General features: G+C 66.2%; 23 protein-coding genes. 13 read left to right on the plus strand and 10 right to left on the minus strand.

Annotated elements, in window-relative coordinates:
• Positions 1-69 precede the first annotated feature (69 nt).
• Positions 70-1,131, plus strand: coding sequence for a type 2 isopentenyl-diphosphate Delta-isomerase (gene fni / locus C493_RS11185; RefSeq protein ID WP_007259545.1), 1,062 nt, complete (start codon positions 70-72; stop codon positions 1,129-1,131).
• An 86-nt stretch (positions 1,132-1,217) separates the two neighbouring features.
• Here fni and C493_RS11190 read toward each other — a convergent pair whose 3' ends face one another.
• Positions 1,218-1,385 carry a DUF1931 family protein gene (locus C493_RS11190; RefSeq protein ID WP_005578700.1) on the minus strand — a complete coding sequence of 56 codons (168 nt, stop codon included), beginning with the start codon at positions 1,383-1,385 and terminating at the stop codon, positions 1,218-1,220.
• Between the two features lie 323 nt (positions 1,386-1,708).
• Between C493_RS11190 and larB the strand changes: the two genes are divergently transcribed.
• From larB to C493_RS11205, 4 genes are all read left to right on the plus strand, one after another.
• Positions 1,709-2,467: a nickel pincer cofactor biosynthesis protein LarB gene (gene larB, locus C493_RS11195; RefSeq protein WP_049889315.1), complete on the plus strand. Its 759-nt coding sequence runs from the start codon at positions 1,709-1,711 to the stop codon at positions 2,465-2,467.
• A 142-nt stretch (positions 2,468-2,609) separates the two neighbouring features.
• On the plus strand, positions 2,610-2,759 hold the full coding sequence (locus tag C493_RS23425; protein ID WP_007259547.1) for a DUF7563 family protein: 150 nt from the start codon (positions 2,610-2,612) through the stop codon (positions 2,757-2,759).
• Positions 2,760-2,848: 89 nt separating this feature from the next.
• The gene (locus C493_RS11200) at positions 2,849-3,097 is read left to right on the plus strand and encodes a GIY-YIG nuclease family protein (RefSeq protein ID WP_007259548.1); all 249 of its coding nucleotides are present in this window, start codon (positions 2,849-2,851) and stop codon (positions 3,095-3,097) included.
• A gap of 98 nt (positions 3,098-3,195) precedes the next feature.
• On the plus strand, positions 3,196-4,194 hold the full coding sequence (locus C493_RS11205) for a hypothetical protein (RefSeq protein WP_007259549.1): 999 nt from the start codon (positions 3,196-3,198) through the stop codon (positions 4,192-4,194).
• A gap of 180 nt (positions 4,195-4,374) precedes the next feature.
• Here the strand turns inward: C493_RS11205 and C493_RS11210 are convergent, their stop codons facing one another.
• Positions 4,375-4,965 (minus strand): NADPH-dependent FMN reductase, encoded by a 591-nt coding sequence (locus tag C493_RS11210; protein WP_007259550.1) that lies wholly within the window; start codon positions 4,963-4,965, stop codon positions 4,375-4,377.
• Positions 4,966-5,131: 166 nt separating this feature from the next.
• Between C493_RS11210 and C493_RS11215 the strand changes: the two genes are divergently transcribed.
• Together C493_RS11215 and C493_RS11220 are read left to right on the plus strand one after the other, a co-directional pair.
• Entirely contained in the window at positions 5,132-6,526 is a 1,395-nt protein-coding gene (locus tag C493_RS11215; RefSeq protein WP_007259551.1) for a phosphoglucomutase/phosphomannomutase family protein, read from the plus strand.
• A 78-nt stretch (positions 6,527-6,604) separates the two neighbouring features.
• A complete protein-coding gene (locus C493_RS11220) occupies positions 6,605-6,973 on the plus strand; it encodes a hypothetical protein (protein WP_007259552.1) in 369 nt (122 codons plus the stop codon).
• 28 nt (positions 6,974-7,001) lie between these two features.
• Here the strand turns inward: C493_RS11220 and cysE are convergent, their stop codons facing one another.
• From cysE to C493_RS11245, 6 genes are all read right to left on the minus strand, one after another.
• Positions 7,002-7,511 (minus strand): serine O-acetyltransferase, encoded by a 510-nt coding sequence (gene cysE, locus C493_RS11225; protein ID WP_007259553.1) that lies wholly within the window; start codon positions 7,509-7,511, stop codon positions 7,002-7,004.
• On the minus strand, positions 7,504-7,644 hold the full coding sequence (locus tag C493_RS23050) for a hypothetical protein (protein ID WP_161606894.1): 141 nt from the start codon (positions 7,642-7,644) through the stop codon (positions 7,504-7,506). Before C493_RS23050 ends, cysE begins: the two co-directional genes overlap by 8 nt.
• Before the next feature lie 25 nt (positions 7,645-7,669).
• Positions 7,670-8,107, minus strand: a complete 438-nt coding sequence (locus C493_RS11230) for a hypothetical protein (protein WP_007259554.1) — start codon at positions 8,105-8,107, stop codon at positions 7,670-7,672.
• 59 nt (positions 8,108-8,166) lie between these two features.
• A complete protein-coding gene (locus tag C493_RS11235) occupies positions 8,167-8,835 on the minus strand; it encodes a metallophosphoesterase family protein (protein ID WP_007259555.1) in 669 nt (222 codons plus the stop codon).
• Between the two features lie 156 nt (positions 8,836-8,991).
• On the minus strand, positions 8,992-9,810 hold the full coding sequence (gene pheA / locus C493_RS11240) for a prephenate dehydratase (protein ID WP_049889314.1): 819 nt from the start codon (positions 9,808-9,810) through the stop codon (positions 8,992-8,994).
• 84 nt (positions 9,811-9,894) lie between these two features.
• Positions 9,895-10,260, minus strand: coding sequence for a group I truncated hemoglobin (locus C493_RS11245; protein WP_007259557.1), 366 nt, complete (start codon positions 10,258-10,260; stop codon positions 9,895-9,897).
• 214 nt (positions 10,261-10,474) lie between these two features.
• Here C493_RS11245 and hemC point away from each other — a divergent pair, with 214 nt between their 5' ends.
• The 5 genes from hemC (at position 10,475) to C493_RS11270 (ending at position 15,292) form a co-directional block, all read left to right on the plus strand.
• Positions 10,475-11,641, plus strand: coding sequence for a hydroxymethylbilane synthase (gene hemC / locus C493_RS11250; protein WP_007259558.1), 1,167 nt, complete (start codon positions 10,475-10,477; stop codon positions 11,639-11,641).
• Positions 11,642-11,655: 14 nt separating this feature from the next.
• Positions 11,656-12,459: a uroporphyrinogen-III C-methyltransferase gene (gene cobA, locus C493_RS11255; protein ID WP_007259559.1), complete on the plus strand. Its 804-nt coding sequence runs from the start codon at positions 11,656-11,658 to the stop codon at positions 12,457-12,459.
• A gap of 9 nt (positions 12,460-12,468) precedes the next feature.
• Entirely contained in the window at positions 12,469-13,212 is a 744-nt protein-coding gene (locus C493_RS11260; RefSeq protein WP_007259560.1) for a uroporphyrinogen-III synthase, read from the plus strand.
• A 160-nt stretch (positions 13,213-13,372) separates the two neighbouring features.
• Positions 13,373-13,738: a hypothetical protein gene (locus tag C493_RS11265; RefSeq protein ID WP_007259561.1), complete on the plus strand. Its 366-nt coding sequence runs from the start codon at positions 13,373-13,375 to the stop codon at positions 13,736-13,738.
• Positions 13,739-13,807: 69 nt separating this feature from the next.
• A complete protein-coding gene (locus C493_RS11270) occupies positions 13,808-15,292 on the plus strand; it encodes a DHH family phosphoesterase (RefSeq protein WP_007259562.1) in 1,485 nt (494 codons plus the stop codon).
• A 53-nt stretch (positions 15,293-15,345) separates the two neighbouring features.
• Here C493_RS11270 and C493_RS11275 read toward each other — a convergent pair whose 3' ends face one another.
• Both C493_RS11275 and C493_RS11280 read right to left on the minus strand, forming a co-directional pair.
• The gene (locus tag C493_RS11275) at positions 15,346-16,926 is read right to left on the minus strand and encodes an ABC1 kinase family protein (protein ID WP_007259563.1); all 1,581 of its coding nucleotides are present in this window, start codon (positions 16,924-16,926) and stop codon (positions 15,346-15,348) included.
• A 222-nt stretch (positions 16,927-17,148) separates the two neighbouring features.
• The gene (locus tag C493_RS11280) at positions 17,149-17,535 is read right to left on the minus strand and encodes a hypothetical protein (protein ID WP_007259564.1); all 387 of its coding nucleotides are present in this window, start codon (positions 17,533-17,535) and stop codon (positions 17,149-17,151) included.
• Between the two features lie 163 nt (positions 17,536-17,698).
• On the opposite strand from C493_RS11280, the gene C493_RS11285 reads away from it, so the two are divergent.
• Positions 17,699-18,016, plus strand: coding sequence for a DUF5783 family protein (locus C493_RS11285; RefSeq protein ID WP_007259565.1), 318 nt, complete (start codon positions 17,699-17,701; stop codon positions 18,014-18,016).
• The last annotated feature ends 141 nt before the right edge of the window (positions 18,017-18,157 follow it).

Genomic DNA, 18,157 nt, shown 5'->3' on the forward strand with positions numbered 1-18,157 from the left:
ACCTGATCGGTGCCCGTCGATAGACACCTTTTCAATGCCGACGGCGCATTCTCCGCTGGAGACGATTCGATGCCCGAGACATCCGACAGGAAAGACGATCACATCCGCATCATCGAGGAGGAGGACGTCGAGACGTCCGGCGCCGGCTTCGCCGATATCGAGCTCGTTCACGAGGCGCTCCCGGAGATCCACCGGGACGAGATCGAGACGACGACGACGCTGTTCGGCCGCGAACTCGACGCGCCGATCGTCATCGAGAGCATGACGGGCGGCCACCCGAACACGACCAAGATCAACCGCGCGCTGGCCGAGGCCGCCCAGGAGACGAACGTCGCGATGGGCGTCGGCAGCCAGCGCGCCGGCCTCGAACTCGACGACGAGGCGCTACTCGAGTCCTACACCGTCGTCAGAGATGTCGCCCCCGACGCCTTGCTGTACGGCAACGTCGGCGCGGCACAGCTACTCGAGTACGACGTAGCGGACGTCGAACGCGCCGTCGAGATGATCGACGCCGACGCGATGGCGATCCACCTGAACTTCCTCCAGGAAGCCGTCCAGCCGGAAGGAGACGTCGACGCGCGGGGCTGTCTCGAGGAGATCGAACGGGTCGCAAGCGAGCTGTCGGTTCCGGTCGTCGTCAAGGAGACGGGGAACGGAATCGCCCGCGAGACGGCCCAGCGACTGGCCGACGCGGGCGTCGACGCCATCGACGTCGCCGGACAGGGCGGAACGACCTGGTCGGGGATCGAATCCTACCGGGCGGCCGCCGTCGGCGCGTCGCGCCAGGAGCACGTCGGCAAGCTGTTCCGAGCGTGGGGCGTCCCGACCGCGGTCAGCACGGCCGAAGCGGCCGCGGTCCACGACTGCGTGGTCGCCAGCGGCGGCGTCCGCTCGGGACTGGACATCGCGAAGGCGATCGCGCTCGGCGCGCGAGCCGGCGGACTCGCGAAACCGTTCCTCGGCCCCGCCGGACAGGGGACCGAGACGGTCGTCGACCTGATCGAGACGCTCGAGCTCGAGCTTCGGACGGCGATGTTCGTCACCGGCTCGGCCTCGATCGACGAGCTACGGGACGCCGACTACGTGACCCTCGGCCGAACGAACACCTACTTCGAAGAGCGCGGGCTGTAGGCATCGACTAGACGATATCGGCTTCTGAACGGACAGGCTACACTACGCGTCGGAGCGTCGATAAAAAAGCGATTGCGTGGCGTCGCTTACAGGTCGCGGGGCTGGACCGTCTTCCGGTCGTTCGCTTCGGCGCGTCGGGCTGCGTCCTCGAGGAGCTCGTCGACTTCCTCGTCGAGGGCTTCGTAGAAGTCCGAGGCGACGTTCTTGTCATCGAGCGCTTCCTTCACGGCGGCTTTGACGATAAGGTCTGCCATACGGTATACGGGTTCCGCGTTACCCAATATAAGGGTTGTGGTTACGAACAGGAATACGGGGGTTGCAGCGGTTCACCTGCCTGTTTCGGCGGTGGTGACTACCGGAAAGTATATGTTTGATGAATCGCTGACTCGAATTCGATCGCTATTTCGACCGGAAATCCCGCTCGCGCGCGGTGTGGCTGCGCTCGCGCGCGCTTTCGACTTGATACTCGACTGGGCCGCTGGGATCACATCGGCTCTCACGACTCCCCGCCGCGACTCGATTCGGGTCGATGAATCAGGTCGATGGATTCGAGTCGATTCGGCACCGAAAGACGGGTATGCGCGAACTTCTCGAGGCCGTCGCCGACGGCTCGCTGTCGCCGGCGCAAGCCGAAGCCGAACTCGCGGGGTACGTCACCGGCGACGCCGGGCGGTTCGACGCCGCCCGAAAACAGCGTCGCGGAATTCCGGAGGCGATCCTCGCCGAGGGGAAGTCGACCGCCGACGTCGTCGCGCTCGCCGAAGCCGCCCTCGAGACGACCGACCGGGCGCTGGTAACCCGCGCGACCGAGACGCAGATCGAGGCGCTCGAAACCGAGTTGACGGTATCGTTTCCGGACGCGACCGTCGAACGGCGCGGTTCGACAGTACGTGCGACGACCGACGGCTTCGAGGAGTCGTCGCTCGAGGCCACGGTCGGCATCGTCACCGCAGGAACGGTCGACGGTCCGGTCGCCGACGAGACCGAAGTCGTCTGCGCGGACGCGGGCGCGACGGTCGACCGGATCGACGACGTCGGCGTCGCGGCGTTAGACCGGACGCTCGACCAGGTCGACCGGCTTCGCGACGCCGACGTCCTGGTCGTCGCCGCGGGCCGCGAGGGGGCGTTACCGACCGTGATTGCCGGACTCGTCGATACGCCGGTCATCGCCGTTCCCGTCGCCAGCGGTTACGGCCACGGCGGCGACGGCGAAGCCGCCCTCGCGGGGATGCTCCAGTCCTGTACCGTCCTCTCGGTCGTCAACATCGACGCCGGCTTCGTCGCCGGAGCGCAGGCGACGCTGATCGCTCGCGCGATCGACGACGCCCGAACGTGATCGTGCTATTTAACCGCACGACCTAACACATTCTGAAAAATATCTCGCTCAGTGCGAAAGCCAAACAGCGTTTGGAGAAGGTTATTTACCGTTGCATCGAATAGATCCTGATACCGGCTTTCGCCGGTGTGACCAGCATCCAATGCCCACCTGTGATCACTGCGACGCGCACGTCTCCGAGCGCTTCGCGCGCGTCTTCGCCGACGAGAACGGCAAGATTCGCGCATGCGTGAGCTGTTCGGCCAACGCCGGCATCGAACAGGCTGCCAGAGAACGCACGCGAAGCGTCTGATCCCCGCGTAGCATCGCACCCGACAACCATACGCCCCCGGTAGCGTGATGCTTTTTAGGATCCGATTCGACCGGTCGCGTACACAGCGCATGTCAGATCACGTCGTCTACGTCCTCGAGTGTGCCGACGGCTCGTTGTATACCGGCTACACGACCGACCTCGAGCGGCGGGTCGCCGAACACGACGCCGGCGAGGGCGCGAAGTACACGCGCGGACGTACGCCCGTCGAACTGCGCTACCACGAACGCTACGAGTCCCGGTCGGCCGCGATGTCCCGCGAATACGAGATCAAACAGCTCTCTCGCCGCCAGAAAGAACGGCTGGTCGGCCTCGAGTGACCGCGCGGAGAGACCACAATGTCGCGTCACTCGAGTAGAATTCTCTCGACACATGTCCCGAAAAATAGATACACGCCGACTGTGTTGCTCGAAACGACATGGATCTCGAGATCGTCGACGAGCTCAAACAACCGGAGTACACCGGCGAAAATCGGTGTGAACCGTGTACGATCCTGAATCTGGCGATCGCCGCGATCGTCGGATCGCTGATCGCCCGCAAGACGAAACTCGGCGGCCTCCTCGCGGTCGGATTCTCGATCGCGCTCATCTACTTACGGGGCTATCTCGTCCCCGGAACGCCGACGCTGACGAAGCGCTACCTTCCGCCGGCGGTACTGCGCTGGTTCGGCAAGGAACCCGAACCAGAACTCGCTAGCGGGCTCGGCGGCATCGACGCGGACGGAACGGCGTCCGTCGCGGACGGCGATGCGAGCGCCGGAGCGGGAACTGACAGTCCGCTCTCGACCGACGAGTCGACGGCCGACCGCGGCGAGGGGGCGGCGACCGAACGGGACTCCCGATCCGAGTCCGAATCCGAGCCCGAACCCGAATCCGAATCAACACCCGACTCGGAGCCGATCGACCTCGAGACCTACTTCCTCGAGTACGACGTGCTCGAGCCCTGCGAGGACAGCGACGACCTCTGTCTCACCGACGAGTTCGAGACTGTCTGGTTCGAGGCGATCGAGACCGTCGACGAGGCGGGGATCGACGCCGCGGACGCGGCCGAGGCGTTCGACTTCGACCTCGATCCCGAGACGTTCGACCTCGAGTCGCGAGGCGAGACGTACCTGCTGGTCGCCCAGCGGGGCGTCGCCGGGCGCTGGCCCTCACGGGCGGCGTTGCTCGCCGATATCGCCGCCAGCCACGCGCTCGCGGAGTGGACGCCCGACTGGGAGCGGTACGGCCCCGAGACGAAAGGACAGGTGTTGAACGGGCTTCGGATGTTCCTCGAGACCTGCCCGACCGGCGGCGAGATCAGCATGGGCGAAGAGGTCGTCGAGTCCTGCTGTACCTCCCACGATGTCTTCGCCGTGACCTGCGAGGAGACGGGCGAGCGACTGTTCGAGCAGCGACTGGACGCGGTCGACGTCTGAGACGGGCCGCTGTGGCGAGTTTCCGGTGTGAGTTCGGTCGCAAACGTTCGTTTTCGTTGCGTTCGTCGGGAGCCTCGGTCGCTCGCTGTCGCCACGTTCGTACGGGTTACTGTCCGTCAGGGCCGGTGCACCCGCGATCCGGGCGGCGGTTGCGCCGGTGCATCGGGACAGCAATCCGTATCAGTCGTCGGCCGCCGCCTGCGCCGACGTGACGCTCGGGTCGATGAACGCGTACCGAGCGAGATTCCGACCCAGTTTTTCGACGCGCTCTCGGAGCTCGGGATCCCGAAAGCGTCGGCCGTCGATGGCGTCGGGATCGGCCTCGAACGTCGACGAGGCGTTTCTGAGGCCGACCTGATGGGGGAGAACCCAGCCGTGGACGCCGCGGACGGTAATTCGCAGGTGATCGAGCGTCGAGCCGTAGCTGCCGCCGCCGGCGGTCGCGAGCAGACCGACGGTGGTGTCCTCGTACTCGTCCCATCCGCAGTAGTCGTGGAAGTTCTTCAGCGCACCCGAGTAGGAGCCGTGGTAGACCGGCGTCCCCAGCGCGACGGCGTCGGCCTCGCGGACGAGCCGCATCGCCTCCTCCGCCTCGTCGGGGTTCTCGCGGTCGGGGTCGTAGACGGGGAGATCGTACTCGCGCAGGTCGAGCAACGTCGTTTCGGCACCGGCGTCTCCGGCGGCCCGAAGCGCGTACTGCAGGGCCGTCCGCGTGTAGCTCTCTTCGCGGAGGCTGCCGCTGACGGCGACGACGGAGGGTGTCGAACTCATACCCGTCGATACGCAACGAGCCGGGAAAACGGCGTTGCCAGCAGCGACCGCCTCCGGTCGAGCCCATCCGAGAGGGCGATCGAACTGCCCAACGACGGCGGCACGGATCGCGGCGAAAGAAGCGAACGGCGTCGCCTTTTTCGCGGGTGACGTAGACCAACGGCGTATGGAGACGATCAGCTTCGGTACCGACGGCTGGCGGGCGACCCTCGAGGAGTTCACGACGCCTCGAGTACGGATGGTCGGACAGGCAGTGGCGACGTATCTGCGCGACGAGGGTCGGGACGGCACGGTCGCAGTGGGCTACGACGCTCGCGAAACCTCGCGCGGGTTCGCCGAGGAACTCGCGCGGGTGCTCTGTGCCAACGGCTTCGACGTGATCGTGCCGGAGCGCGATCGGCCAACGCCGCTGGTCGCACACGCGATCGTCGAGCGCGACTTGCTCGGCGGCTTCGCGATCACGGCCTCGCACAACCCGCCGGAGTACAACGGCGTGAAGTTCATTCCCGACGACGGCGCGCCGGCGCTGCCGGCGGTCACCGACGCGATCGCGGACCGATTGGCCGAGCCCGAGCCGCTCCCCGAAGACGAACACGGGACCGTCGAGGAAGTCGACCTCGCGGCGCCACACGCCGACGCTGCCCTCGAGCGAGTCGACGAGATCACGGGCAGTACGGACCTCTCGGGACTGACCGTCGCCTACGACGCGATGCACGGCAGCGGACGGGGGACGACCGACGCCCTTCTGGAGCGGGCCGGGGCCTCGCTAGAACTCCTTCGCTGCGAGCGCGATCCCGAGTTCGGGGGCGGGGCCCCTGAACCCGCACCCGAGAACCTGGAGACGTTGATCGACCTCGTCACCGACGACGCGACTGATCCCGACCTCGGCGTCGCAAACGACGGCGACGCCGATCGGCTCGCGATCGTCACGCCCGAGCGCGGCTACCTCGACGAGAACCTGTTTTTCGCCGCGCTCTACGACTACCTGCTCGAGGGCGATTCCGGGCCGGCCGTCCGGACCGTCTCGACGACGTTCCTGATCGACCGCGTCGCCGACGCACACGGCGAGGCCGTCCACGAGGTTCCCGTCGGCTTCAAGTGGGTCGCCCAGGGGATCGCCGAACACGACGCCCTCGTCGGCGGCGAGGAGTCGGGCGGCTTCACCGTCCGCGGCCACGTCCGCGAGAAAGACGGTGTCCTGATGGCGCTGCTCGCGGCCGCGATGCACGCCGAGGAACCGCTCGACGAGCGGGTCGACCGGCTCCTCGAGGAACACGGGACCGTCGTCCAGAACAAGATCAGCGTCGCCTGCCCCGACCACGAGAAAGCGCGAGTGCTCGAGGATCTCGAGGGCGAGATCCCCGACGCCGTCGCCGGAACCGACGTCGAGGACGTCAACACGGCCGACGGCTTCAAACTGCAACTCGCCGACGGTTCGTGGGTGCTCGTTCGACCCAGCGGGACCGAGCCCGTCCTGCGGGTCTACGCCGAAGCGACCGACGAGGAACGGGTCGAGGCGTTGCTCGAGGCCGGCGAAGAACTGGTCGAACCGCTGGTCTGAGACGGAGCGGTCGTGGTCCGGGACTGGGTTGCGTGCTCCGGGCTTCTCTTTACCACTGTCGGGCCGTACCATACACGTATGAGCACGGAGGACCGCGAGGACGCCGCGTACACGCAACTGACACCCGACTCGTGGCATCAGGATGAGGGAAGCTACTACATCGACTGTCCGGAGTGTGGCGCCGGAGCGACGCTGATGAACATCGTCAAACATGGCCGGTGTAACGCCTACATGGACCAGCAGGAGAACGAAACCGAACTCGACGAGGAGGCCTTCGACTGCACGGCGAAGCTCCATCTCGAGCTCGGCTACCGCTCCGATCCGGATCCGTCGGCGACCGATTCCGACGCCGAGCAGTCGGAGGAGAGCGTCTCAACCGGCCAAGGCGTTCCGGGAGAAGGCTCGCCGCCGGGAACCGACGGCGCGGTGAGCGAAGAACAGGAGTAGCGGCCTCGAACCCATCGCAGTCGACCGTTTAATCCACTTGTTCGGCCGGGACGCCGACGACCGTCGCACCCGATTCGACGTCTTTCGTAACGACCGAGCCGGCGCCGACGGCCGCGCCCTCGCCAATGGTAATATCGCCGAGGAGCGTCGCGTTCGCGCCGATTCGGACGCCGTCCTCGACCGTCGGGTGGCGTTTGACCGGCTCGTTCGTATCGCCCCCGAGGGTGACGCCGTGATACATGTGTACGTCGTCGCCGATCTCGGCCGTCTCGCCGATTACGACGCCCATTCCGTGATCGATCGTCACACGGCGGCCGATCGTCGCGGCGGGATGAATCTCGACGCCGGTCAGGAGCCGAATCAGGTGGGAGAGCAGGCGGGCGAGCAGCCGAAAGCCGGCGTTCCAGAGCCGGTGGGTAACGCGGTGTCCCCAGACCGCGTGAACGCCCGGATACGTGAGCGCGACCTCGAGACACCGCCTCGCGGCGGGGTCGCGGTCGCACATCGCCCGCGTGTCCTCGCGCAGTCGGCTAAACATCGCTCGAGGGCGTGTCGTCGGCGGTGAGGACGCGATACGACGGCCGTCCCGTCTCGAGGCGACAGCGCCGCCGACCCGGAGCGCAACGCGGTGGCTCGAGGTCGGTACACGCGGCGTCGCCGGTGGTTGCCATACGTGGGACTACCGGAGCACGGCGTCTAAAAGGGTTCGTTTCTGAGAAGGTTGAACACGAGAGTCGCCACGAACAACACGGCGAGGGTGGCGGCGAGACCGGCACCAAGTCCGATGTGGGGATCCGCGCCGTCGAGAGCCATTCCGGCGGCGAACATTGCGATCGCTCCAATCTCGAGGCCGAGTCCGAAGGCCCCCATTCGCGGATTCCCGCCGGTTCGCTCGAGGACCTCCGAGAAGGGAACGTCTTCGTCCGAACCGTTCTGTACGCTCGAGAGACGAAGCATCCACGGCAGGAACAGGTAGGTTCCAACGCCACCAAAGAGACCCATGAGCGCGCCGTACGTGGTACTCTCGAGTGCGATGACGCCGATCGCGCCGAACATGATGACGTTCATCACCGTCGATCCCCCGCCGATCAGGTTGAGCGTCCGTTCGTCGTATTCCTGTTCGTGCGTCGTCATACAGCGATACACAAATTCGTGAAAGAAATATATACCGGTGTATCCTGTTCGGAAGGATATTACTTCCCGCGCTCGAGTCGCGTCCCGATCTGGTCGGGGAGACCCGCCTCGGCAACGGCGGCCTGCACCGCCTCGATATCGTACTCGACGCGGTGAGTCTCGACGGTGAGCGCGTCGAGGTCGGCGACGGCGTATCCCGCCCGCGGATCGCCGTCTCGCGGCTGGCCGACGCTGCCGGGATTGACGACGATCCCCTCGGAAAATCGCTCGACACCCTGGACGTGGGTGTGGCCCAGGACGAGAACGTCCTCGTCGTCGAGCAGTCCCGACGAGAACTCCCGGGGATACGTATAGCGCGTGTACCGCTGCGGATCGTCCGGATGACCGTGGACCAGTTTGATCCGACCGTCGCACTCGCGGCGTTCGTTCGGCAGCGACTCGAGCCACGCGAGGTGGTCGGCGTCGAGTCGCCGCCGCGAGTGGTCGACGCCCGCCTGGGCCATCCCGTTGAATGTGAACGGCGCCGTCTCGGCGACCGCGGCGTCGTGGTTGCCCATCACCGTCGGCACGCCCCGCTTCCGGAGCGCGTCGACGCAGTCGGCGGGCCAGGGGTTGTAGCCGACGACGTCGCCCGCACACAGGAGTTCGTCGACCGCCGGCATCTCCTCGAGGACGGCCTCGAGGGCGACCCGATTGCCGTGAACGTCCGAGATGAGTCCGACCTTCATGCGAGGCTCTAACGGTCTCGAGACGGTTGTAGGTTGTCGGCGATCGGAGGCAGTTCGAGACGATTCGTGCCAGGAGATCTCGGACGGTGCAGAACGTCAGTATCCGGCGTATCGACGCGGTTGAACTCGAGTCGTTCGGTCTCCGGTGTCGATCGCCTAGCTCACGACGTGTTCGGTATCGTACGAGCCCAGTCGGCGAACCCATCCGTTCTCGGCGAGTTCCTCGATATCTTCGAGCGCCTCCTTCGTGCGGGCCTCGTACAGGCCGGCCTCGATGTCGATGTGGAAGACGTAGTCGCCGAGTCGGTGGCCGCTGGGGCGTGACTCGACGCGCGTGAGATTGATGTCCCGATCGGCGAAGGGCTCGAGGAGTTCGAGCAACAGTCCGGGATAGTTCGCGCTCGGGTAGACGATGAGCGAACTCTTGCCGCCGCCCTTCGAGCGCTCTTCGGCGGGGGCGAGCGCCAGGAAGCGCGTCGCGTTCGAGTCCTGATCCTGGATGTCCTCGGCGAGCACCTCGAGGGTGGGTTCGTCCTCGCCGTTCGCCGGGTGGCCGATGCCGGCGACGGCAGAGTCGTCGCGGGCGAACTCGACGCCCTGGGCGGTGCTGGCGACGGCCTCCAGGGTGGCGTCGGGGTACTCCCGCTCGAGGTAGCTCCGACACTGCGCGAGCGCCTGGGAGTGGCTGGCGACGGTGTCGAAGTCGGGCCCCTGTGCGAGCAGCGCGTGCCGAATGGGCGTGACAATCTCGCGGACGACGGCGACGTCGTACTCCGCGAGGGCGTCCAGACTCTCCGTGACGGAGCCCTCGATGCTGTTCTCGATCGGGATAACGCCCCGCTCGTACTCGCCGCCGGCGACGGCGTCGACGATCGACGTGACCGACTGTCGGAAGTCGACGTCGTCGCCGTTCGCGACCGCCATCGTCGCCCGGTGTGAGTACGTTCCTTCGGGACCCAGGGTAACTGCAGCCATCGCCTACTGATTGTCCCGATGGGATCAAAAGGGCTCGGGTCCGAGACCCGCGGTTGCGGCGGCTCGGAAGACCGACGCGGTCGATCAGGCCGGGACCGTGACGATGTCGTCTTCGTACTCGCCGACCGCCTCGAGGACGGCCTCGCGGTCGTCGTCGGGAACGTCGAACTCCTCGAGGGTGTTCGAGAGGTGCTCGACGATGGCGTCGAAGTCGGGTTTCGTGATGCCGAGATCGTCGTGTGCGCTCTCCATGTCGTCGCCGTCGTACTCGACCGGACCGCCGGCGACGGCGCTGATGAACTGCGTCTGGTGGGCGCGTTGCTTCTGCATGTCCGTCTCCTCGAAGTAGTGGGCGACCTGGTCGTCGGCGACGACGCGTTCGTAGAATCGATCGACGACCGCACCGATCGCGTCCTGACCACCGAGTCGTTCGTACAGTGTCTCGCTCATCTGAACGGTCCTACGAATGGGATGATTATAAGCGCCGGGTCGAACGTGTTCGCGGCTGGAACGCCCGACGAATAGAGACGTTCGATGCGGGCGAGGCGACGCTGTGGGCGAATCCTGACTTTGGCGTCGTCGGAGAGACGAGAGCACGTAAGCGATCCGACCAGTTCGTCCGCCAAGCGTGCGCTTTTCATACCCCAGGCGCCGATTCGTTGGTATGAGAACGCGCGGGACGTTGCGACTGGCGACGCGGGGGTCGACGCTCGCTCGGCGACAGGCCGGGATCGTCACACAGGCCCTCGAGGACCGACGGTACGAGGCCGAACTCGTCACCGTGGAAACGACGGGCGACCAGATCAGAGACGAACTGATCCACAGACTCGGCAAGACGGGCGCGTTCGTCCGCGAACTCGACGAACGCGTCCTCGAGGGCGACCTCGACGCCGCGATCCACTCGATGAAGGACATGCCGACCGAACAGCCCGAGCAACTGGTCACGGCCGCGATTCCGGAACGCGGCCCGCCGGGAGACGCGCTGCTCACGCCCGACGGGTCGACGCTCGAGGAACTGCCCGCGGGCGCGACCGTCGGCACCTCGAGTCTCCGCCGGCGCGCCCAACTGCTGTCTGAACGGCCGGATCTCGAGGTCGAACCGCTGCGAGGGAACGTCGATACGCGCCTCGAGAAACTACTCGCGCCCGCGCTCCAGGACGAACACCAGAAGCGGACGGAGGCCGACAAGGAACGCAAGGGCAACGCCGGCGACGAGGACTTCGAGCCCGCGTTCGACCACACCGTCGACGAGTGGTTCGACGACCTCTCGGAACTCGAGCGCCAGGCGCTCGGACGCGAGGTCGAGACCGAGTACGACGCGATCGTCCTCGCCCAGTCCGGCCTCGAGCGCAGCGGACTGGCCCGCTCCGTCGACTACCAGGAACTGCCGACGTCGACGTTCGTCCCCGCGCCGGGACAGGGCGCGCTGGCGGTGACGGCGACCGACGGCGAGACGGCCCGCGACATTCAGTCGGCGATCGACCACCCGCGCAGTCGCGTCGAGACGACCGTCGAGCGAACGATCCTGGCCGAACTCGGCGGCGGCTGCATCGCTCCGGTCGGCATCTACGCCGTCGTTCAGGGCGAGTACGTCCACGCGACCGTCAGCGTCTTCGACCGCGACGGCGAGGAGTCGGTGACCGGCAGCCGAGACCTCCCCGTCGAAACTCACGCCGAGGCCGCCCGCGAGTTCGCGCGTGACCTCGCGGACCGCGGCGCAGCGGAGTTGATCGAAGGGGCGCGGAGGGAGACCGACGGCGACGACGCAGACGACGGCAACGACGGCGACGACGGCATCATCTCCGAGGAAGATAAGCCCGAGGGGAAGTGAGGGGTCGTACGAACATGTCAGAAGCCACTCCAGAATCCGGACTCGAGTCTGGAACCGTCTACCTCGTCGGTAGCGGCCCCGGCGACCCCGAGTTGCTCACGGTCAAGGCAAAACGGCTGCTCGAGAACGCAGACGTCGTGCTCCACGACAAGCTTCCGGGCCCGAAGATCATCGAGGCACTGCCCGAGGACCGCCGCGAGGACGTCGGCAAGCGCGCCGGCGGCGAGCGCACGCCCCAGTCGGAGATCAACGAGCGACTGGTCGAACTCGCCGAGGACGGAAAGTCGGTCGTACGGCTCAAGGGCGGCGACTCGTTCGTCTTCGGCCGCGGCGGCGAGGAAGCCGAGTATCTCGCCGACCACGGCGTTCCCTTCGAAGTCGTCCCCGCGGTGACGTCGGCCGTCGCCGCGCCCGCCGTCGCGGGCATCCCGGTCACCCACCGCGATCACGCCTCCTCGGTCTCCTTCGTGACGGGCCACGAAGACCCCACGAAAGAAGAGTCCGCGGTCGACTGGGCCGCGCTGGCCGCGACCGGCGGCACCATCGTCGTCCTGATGGGCGTCGGTCGCCTGCCGGATTACACGGCCGCCCTGCTCGAGGCTGGCATGGATCCGACGACGCCGGTCGGACTCGTCGAGCGGGGCACCTGGCCCGGACAGACGGTAGCGACGGGAACGCTCGAGACCATCGTCGACGTTCGCGACGAAGAGGACATCTCGCCGCCTGCGGTGACCGTGATCGGCGACGTCGCCGGAACGCGCGACGCCGTCGTCGAGTTCCTGCAAAACGAGTCCGACGACGCCGGAGCGGGGGTGTAACCCGCAACGATGACCGACACACCTACCGTCGCCGTCTTCCGACCCGACGACGAACGACTCGAGAACGCCACCGCGTTGCTCGCCGATCTCGGCGCAGACGCCGTAGCGGACCCGATGCTCGCCGTCGAGCCCACCGACGCGACGCCGCGAACCGACGCCGACTACGTCGTCCTTACGAGCAAGACCGGCGCCGAACTCGTCTCCGCGGCGGGCTGGGAGCCCGGCGAACAGACGGTCTGTGCGATCGGCCCGGCGACCGCCGACGCGCTCCGCGAGGCGGGGTACGCGGTCGATATCGTCCCCGAAGAGTACACCTCGAGCGGTCTCGTCGCCGAACTGCGCGAGGAGGTCGACGGCGCGCGGATCGAAGTCGCCCGCAGCGACCACGGCAGCCCCGTCCTGCTCGAGGGCTTCGAAGACGCCGGTGCGTACGTCCACGAGACGGTCCTCTACAGGCTCGTTCGTCCCGAGGGCAGCGGCGAGTCGACCGAACTCGCCGCCGCGGGCGACCTCGACGCCGTCTGTTTCACCTCGTCGCTGACCGTCGAGCACTTCCTCGAGGCCGCCACGGCGCGTGGCGTCCGCGAAGAGGCCCTCGCCGGACTCGCAGACGCCACCGTCGGCGTCATCGGCGATCCGACGGCCGAGACCGCCGCCTCGCTGGGACTCGCCGTCGACGTGGTGCCCGAGGAGGCGACGTTCGACGCCCTGGCTCGGGAGACGCTCGAAGCCGTGGACGACGGCGGCGAGTAACACATTGGTAGCCGCCTCCGACATCAAAGAGGGCCGTCGTCACTGCGACGATTACGACGATTGATCGGCCTAAACTGCCGATATCGGCCGTGTGAAGCCGTTACAACCCGCGTTCGCAAGGTCAACCTCTACTCCTGCGAGACCCCAACGATCGAGTACAGTGTCAGTCGAATCAGCACTCGGACGACGGCTCGATCCACCGGAACCGGTAAGCCTCCGCGTCGCGTTCGCCATCTTCTGGGGAATCGACGCAATCGCCGCCACGCTGTTCTTTCTCGTTCCCTACGCGAACGAGTTGAACCCGGTGACGGTCCTGTTCTATCACGTCTTCGGACTGCCGGGTGTCCTCCTCGCGGCCGCCAGCTACGCCGCGGTCATCGTCGTCATCGGACACGTCCTCTCGAAGCCCCTCGATAGCCTTTTCCTGGCGCTCGTGGCGGTACTGTACTTCCTGTTCGCCACGAACAACGTGATCCTACTGGCCCTCGGCGAACCGCTTCCTGACTTCCTCGGACTCGCGGTGTAGCGTCGCGGTCGACGCGTCCAGGACCGGAGGTTTATCCCTCATGACGACCCACCATCGACCGATGTACCGATGACCGGGCCGGTTCCCGAACTCGCGGATCGAGCGACTGCGTGTGCCGAACACCTCCTCGAGACCGATCGCGTCGTCCTCGCCTCTCACATCGACGCCGACGGGCTGACGAGCGCCGCGATCGCCGCACAGGCCCTCGAGCGGGCCGCAATCCCCTTCGAAACGGTTTTCGAGAAACAACTCGACGCGGACGCGATCGAGGCCATCGCCGAGACCGAGTACGACACCGTCCTCTTTACCGACTTCGGCAGCGGCCAGCTCGACGTCATCGGCGAGTACGAGGACGCAGGCGCGTTCACGCCGGTTATCGCCGACCACCACCAGCCCGCCAACCGCGACACCGAGTACCATCTCAACCCGCTGCTGTTCGGCATCGACGGCGCGTCCGAACTCTCCGGCGCGGGGGCGAGCTACGTGCTTGCGCGGGCGCTCGCAGAAGAATCAGACGGTAGCGACGGAGCGACGGTCGCAGCCGACGGCGGGGCCGCTGTCGCGACCGGCGCCACCGAGCCGCGCGCCGATAACCGCGATCTGGCCGCGCTGGCCGTCGTCGGCGCCGTCGGCGACATGCAGGCCTCCGGTGGCGAACTCCACGGCGCGAACGAGCGGATCGTCGCCGAGGGCGTCGACGCCGGCGTCGTCGAAACCAGCACGGATCTCGCGCTCTACGGCAAACAGACCCGTCCCCTTCCGAAGCTCCTCGAGTACGCCACCGACGTCTACATTCCGGGCATCTCCAACGACGAGAACGGCGCGTTGCGCTTTCTCGACGACCTCGACCTCGAGTTGAAACGCGACGGCGAGTGGCGCCGCTGGTCCGGACTCACCAGCGACGAGAAACAGACGATCGCCAGCGCGCTCGTCAAGCGAGCCGTCTCGCGGGGCGTCCCCGCGACGAAGATCGAGCAACTCGTCGGGACGGCCTACGTCCTGCCCGAAGAGCCCGTCGGCACCGAGCTCAGGGACGCAAGCGAGTTCTCGACGCTGTTGAACGCGACCGCCCGCTACGAACGCGCCGACGTCGGCCTCGGCGTCTGTCTGGGCGACCGCGACGGCGCCCTCGAGCGCGCCCGGACGCTGCTCCGGAACCACCGTCGAAACCTCTCGACGGGGATCGATCTCGTCACCCGCGAGGGCGTCACCCACGAAGAGAACGTCCAGTGGTTCCACGCCGGGGACGAAATCCGCGAGACGATCGTCGGCATCGTCGCCGGCATGGCGATGGGCAACGAGGGAATCAGCCGGTCGAAGCCGATCATCGCATTCGCGGCAAAGAACGACGACGAAGTGAAGATCTCGACGCGGGGGACCCACAACCTCGTCAGACAGGGTCTCGACCTCTCGGTCGTCGCGGGCGAGGCCTCGAGAGCGGTCGGCGGCGACGGCGGCGGACACAACGTCGCCGCCGGCGCGACCGTTCCGAAAGGGAACGAAGACGCGTTTGTCGAACGCGCCGACGAGATCGTCGGCGAGCAACTGTCCTAGGCCGGTTCGGCACGCCGCCGACCGTCAGAACGGGTACTCGAGGCGAACCGAGGCTAGCGACGACGCCGGAGCCGCGTACGAACGTACTGGACGCCGACGATGGCTGCAATACTGGCGCTGACGATCGCGTACGGATCCTCGTACGGCGCCAGGAGCGCAGCCGTAACGAACAACGCTCCCGAGAGAACCGCGTACCCGACACCCGGATCCCCGCCGCTGGGTTGGTCGACCGGGTCGGTCTTGACGACGAGTTCGCCGCGCTCGAGTTGGCCGAAGACGGTGTCGAACCGCGCCGGAGCCCGCGCCAGCGCGGGCGCCGATTCGCGCAGATCGCGTCGCACGTCGTCGAACAGCGCCTCGACTTCCCCCTCGATCACGCCGTAATCGACGAGAAACGAACGGGTGACGTCGATGAAGTCGAACTCGGGATCGAGGCTGCGACAGACGCCCTCGCCGACGGTTCCGACCCGAACGAGTAACATCACGTTCGGCGGGATTCGGAACGGGAAGTCTCCGAGCATCGAGAGCAGTTCGGTGATGATCGCTCGCCAGGTGATCTCGGGGCGACCCTCGAGATTCTCGATTACTAACTCGAGCACTCGACGGACGGCGACCCTGTCGACCGTCGGGTCGAGCACCTCGAGGGCGATAAGCGTCTGCAGTAACTCGTCGACGTCACGCCGGACGAGCGACCGGTAGAGGCCCGTGAGGTCGTCCTGTTCTTGCTTGGTGAGTCGCTGACTCATGCCGTAGTCGTAGATGACGAGTCGTCCGTCCTCGGTCACCGCGAGGTTTCCCGGGTGAGGGTCCGCGTGGAAGACGCCGTCGACCAGCCCCATCTTCAGGTACGTTCGAGCGACCAGCGTCGCCATCTCGGTACGGTCGGTTCCGGCGGCGCTGAGGGCGTCCTCGTCGGTGATTTTCGCACCCGTCACGAACTCCATCGCGACGATGCGCTCGGAGCAGTGCTCGGGGTACGTCTCCGGAACGACGACCCGATCGTCGTCGGCGAAGTTGGCGCCGATTTCCGCCATGATCGAGGCCTCGCGCTCGAAGTCCAGTTCCTCGAGGATGATCTCCTCGAAGTCGTCGGCCACGTTCTCGATGGAATACCGCTGGTGTTCGTCCGCGAACGCGGCCAGCAACGGTACGAGGCCGCGGATAACGCGCAGGTCGCGTTCGATAATCTGGCGGAGTTCGGGACGGCGAACCTTCAGAGCGATTCGTTCGCCCCTGCGCTCGTCTTCGACCGTGTAGACGAACGCGAGCGAGCCGCCGGCAACGGGCTCTAGCGTCTCGAGATTGAGGTCGTCGCCGAGTTCCTCCTCGACGACGGTCAGGGGGTCGCCCCCGACGTCTTCGGGGACCTCGTCCTGGAGCGTCGAAAGCGCGTCGACGTACACCGGCGGCACGAGATCCGGGCGCGTCGAGAGAACCTGGCCGACCTTGATAAATGCCGGGCCGAGGTCGAGCAGCGTCTCAGTGAGTCGCTGGGCGCGCTGCCGGTGTGTGTCCGACGACACACGTCGCGGCGGACCGAACAACAGAAATCGACGCTGATCTCGGAGCAGTGTAATCGCCAGCGGGAGGAACCGAACGATAACCTGCACGAAGCGACCGTAATAGCCCCTCATCGGTTGCGGCGTGTGTCGCTCTCGATCACGAAACCATCCATGGCCTCGTATTCGAACACCGATCACAAATACGCCACTGATTCGATACTTCGTGGCGGACGCTCAGGACGTATCGGTAGCGACGAACCGTCAGCGCATCGGCGAAATACCTACCGCAATTCTATATCGCAGTATAGTATTTATCGTGCTGGTGAATCGGAAACGGCGTCGTTCGCCACGACGTCACTCCTTCGAGACGCCGTCTGGCACACAACCCGAAAACTGGACCTGCTCGAGGGCGTTCCGGACGGCGATCGGGTCGGCCAATTCGGCGGCCGTCTCGTTGATCGACCGCATACACTCGAGGAGACCGTCGACCGCGGCGTGGCGCGTCGAAACGCGCTCGATCGACTCGGTGACCGTCCGGTCGCCAAGCGAGTAGCGATAGCACAGTTCCCAGCACTGACAGAGGCCGAGGCCCGGATGCGACCGGTCGGCGCTCGTCCGATCCGCGACGAGTTCGATCGGCGGTTGCCGGTGACGATACTCGAGGTGGCCGTCACAGCAGTCGACGGACCCCCATCCCGGTGGTAACGCCTCGGGTGGAATGGGGGGCTGATCGGGATCCATGTGGCTGGCTGAGGACCGTCGAGGGGGTGTTGATTCCGCTTGCGAATGCATCGTTCGTATAGTGGAGACCGGTAGCGCATCAGCAACCTGTCACACCTGCCGTTCGTACTGCTGACCGCAACCGATCGCCCGACTTTTGTCTCCGCTCGCCGTTGAGTCGCGCATGACCGACTTTGACCCCGAGCAGTTCGAGGACAAGTACGCCAACTACTTCCCGGAGCTCCAGCAGGCGTACAAGAACGCGTTCAATCGGATGAACGACCGGTACGACTCCGAACTCGTCCACGCGATCGACCAGCAGGTCCTCAACGAGAGCGAGCCGTTTTACGAGGGCGATGGCGAGTTCCGCGTCGAGTTGCCTGACGAGCCGTACGAGCGACTCACCGGCGTCCTCGTCGAACAAGAGCGGTTCGAGCAGGTCCTCGAGAAACACGTCGAAGAGATCGAGACCGAACTGCAGCGCGTCTTCGGATTCGCCTGAGACGAACCGAGTCGAACCGAGTCGAGCGATGCCGATCACCCGGAGCGGACGGAAGGTTTAGGGGCGCGCACACCTAACGGTGGCTCATGAGCACCGAGACCCAGAACGACGGGGACGACCTCGAGGACCTGTCTCTTATAC

Origin of the sequence: Natronolimnohabitans innermongolicus JCM 12255 (genome assembly GCF_000337215.1) — an archaeon.
Lineage (GTDB): Archaea > Halobacteriota > Halobacteria > Halobacteriales > Natrialbaceae > Natronolimnohabitans > Natronolimnohabitans innermongolicus.

Bases quoted from the DNA above. Each gene is read 5' to 3' on its own strand.
- larB (WP_049889315.1), top strand. From the start codon at position 1,709: ATGCGCGAACTTCTCGAGGCCGTCGCCGACGGCTCGCTGTCGCCGGCG.
- hemC (WP_007259558.1), top strand. From the start codon at position 10,475: ATGAGAACGCGCGGGACGTTGCGACTGGCGACGCGGGGGTCGACGCTC.
- C493_RS11230 (WP_007259554.1), bottom strand. From the start codon at position 8,107: ATGACGACGCACGAACAGGAATACGACGAACGGACGCTCAACCTGATC.
- C493_RS11285 (WP_007259565.1), top strand. From the start codon at position 17,699: ATGACCGACTTTGACCCCGAGCAGTTCGAGGACAAGTACGCCAACTAC.
- pheA (WP_049889314.1), bottom strand. From the start codon at position 9,810: ATGGCTGCAGTTACCCTGGGTCCCGAAGGAACGTACTCACACCGGGCG.
- fni (WP_007259545.1), top strand. From the start codon at position 70: ATGCCCGAGACATCCGACAGGAAAGACGATCACATCCGCATCATCGAG.
- C493_RS11270 (WP_007259562.1), top strand. From the start codon at position 13,808: ATGACCGGGCCGGTTCCCGAACTCGCGGATCGAGCGACTGCGTGTGCC.
- C493_RS11280 (WP_007259564.1), bottom strand. From the start codon at position 17,535: ATGGATCCCGATCAGCCCCCCATTCCACCCGAGGCGTTACCACCGGGA.
- C493_RS11245 (WP_007259557.1), bottom strand. From the start codon at position 10,260: ATGAGCGAGACACTGTACGAACGACTCGGTGGTCAGGACGCGATCGGT.
- cysE (WP_007259553.1), bottom strand. From the start codon at position 7,511: ATGTTTAGCCGACTGCGCGAGGACACGCGGGCGATGTGCGACCGCGAC.
- C493_RS11210 (WP_007259550.1), bottom strand. From the start codon at position 4,965: ATGAGTTCGACACCCTCCGTCGTCGCCGTCAGCGGCAGCCTCCGCGAA.
- C493_RS11220 (WP_007259552.1), top strand. From the start codon at position 6,605: ATGAGCACGGAGGACCGCGAGGACGCCGCGTACACGCAACTGACACCC.
- cobA (WP_007259559.1), top strand. From the start codon at position 11,656: ATGTCAGAAGCCACTCCAGAATCCGGACTCGAGTCTGGAACCGTCTAC.
- C493_RS11260 (WP_007259560.1), top strand. From the start codon at position 12,469: ATGACCGACACACCTACCGTCGCCGTCTTCCGACCCGACGACGAACGA.
- C493_RS11200 (WP_007259548.1), top strand. From the start codon at position 2,849: ATGTCAGATCACGTCGTCTACGTCCTCGAGTGTGCCGACGGCTCGTTG.
- C493_RS23050 (WP_161606894.1), bottom strand. From the start codon at position 7,644: ATGGCAACCACCGGCGACGCCGCGTGTACCGACCTCGAGCCACCGCGT.
- C493_RS11205 (WP_007259549.1), top strand. From the start codon at position 3,196: ATGGATCTCGAGATCGTCGACGAGCTCAAACAACCGGAGTACACCGGC.
- C493_RS11275 (WP_007259563.1), bottom strand. From the start codon at position 16,926: ATGAGGGGCTATTACGGTCGCTTCGTGCAGGTTATCGTTCGGTTCCTC.
- C493_RS11215 (WP_007259551.1), top strand. From the start codon at position 5,132: ATGGAGACGATCAGCTTCGGTACCGACGGCTGGCGGGCGACCCTCGAG.
- C493_RS23425 (WP_007259547.1), top strand. From the start codon at position 2,610: ATGCCCACCTGTGATCACTGCGACGCGCACGTCTCCGAGCGCTTCGCG.
- C493_RS11235 (WP_007259555.1), bottom strand. From the start codon at position 8,835: ATGAAGGTCGGACTCATCTCGGACGTTCACGGCAATCGGGTCGCCCTC.
- C493_RS11190 (WP_005578700.1), bottom strand. From the start codon at position 1,385: ATGGCAGACCTTATCGTCAAAGCCGCCGTGAAGGAAGCGCTCGATGAC.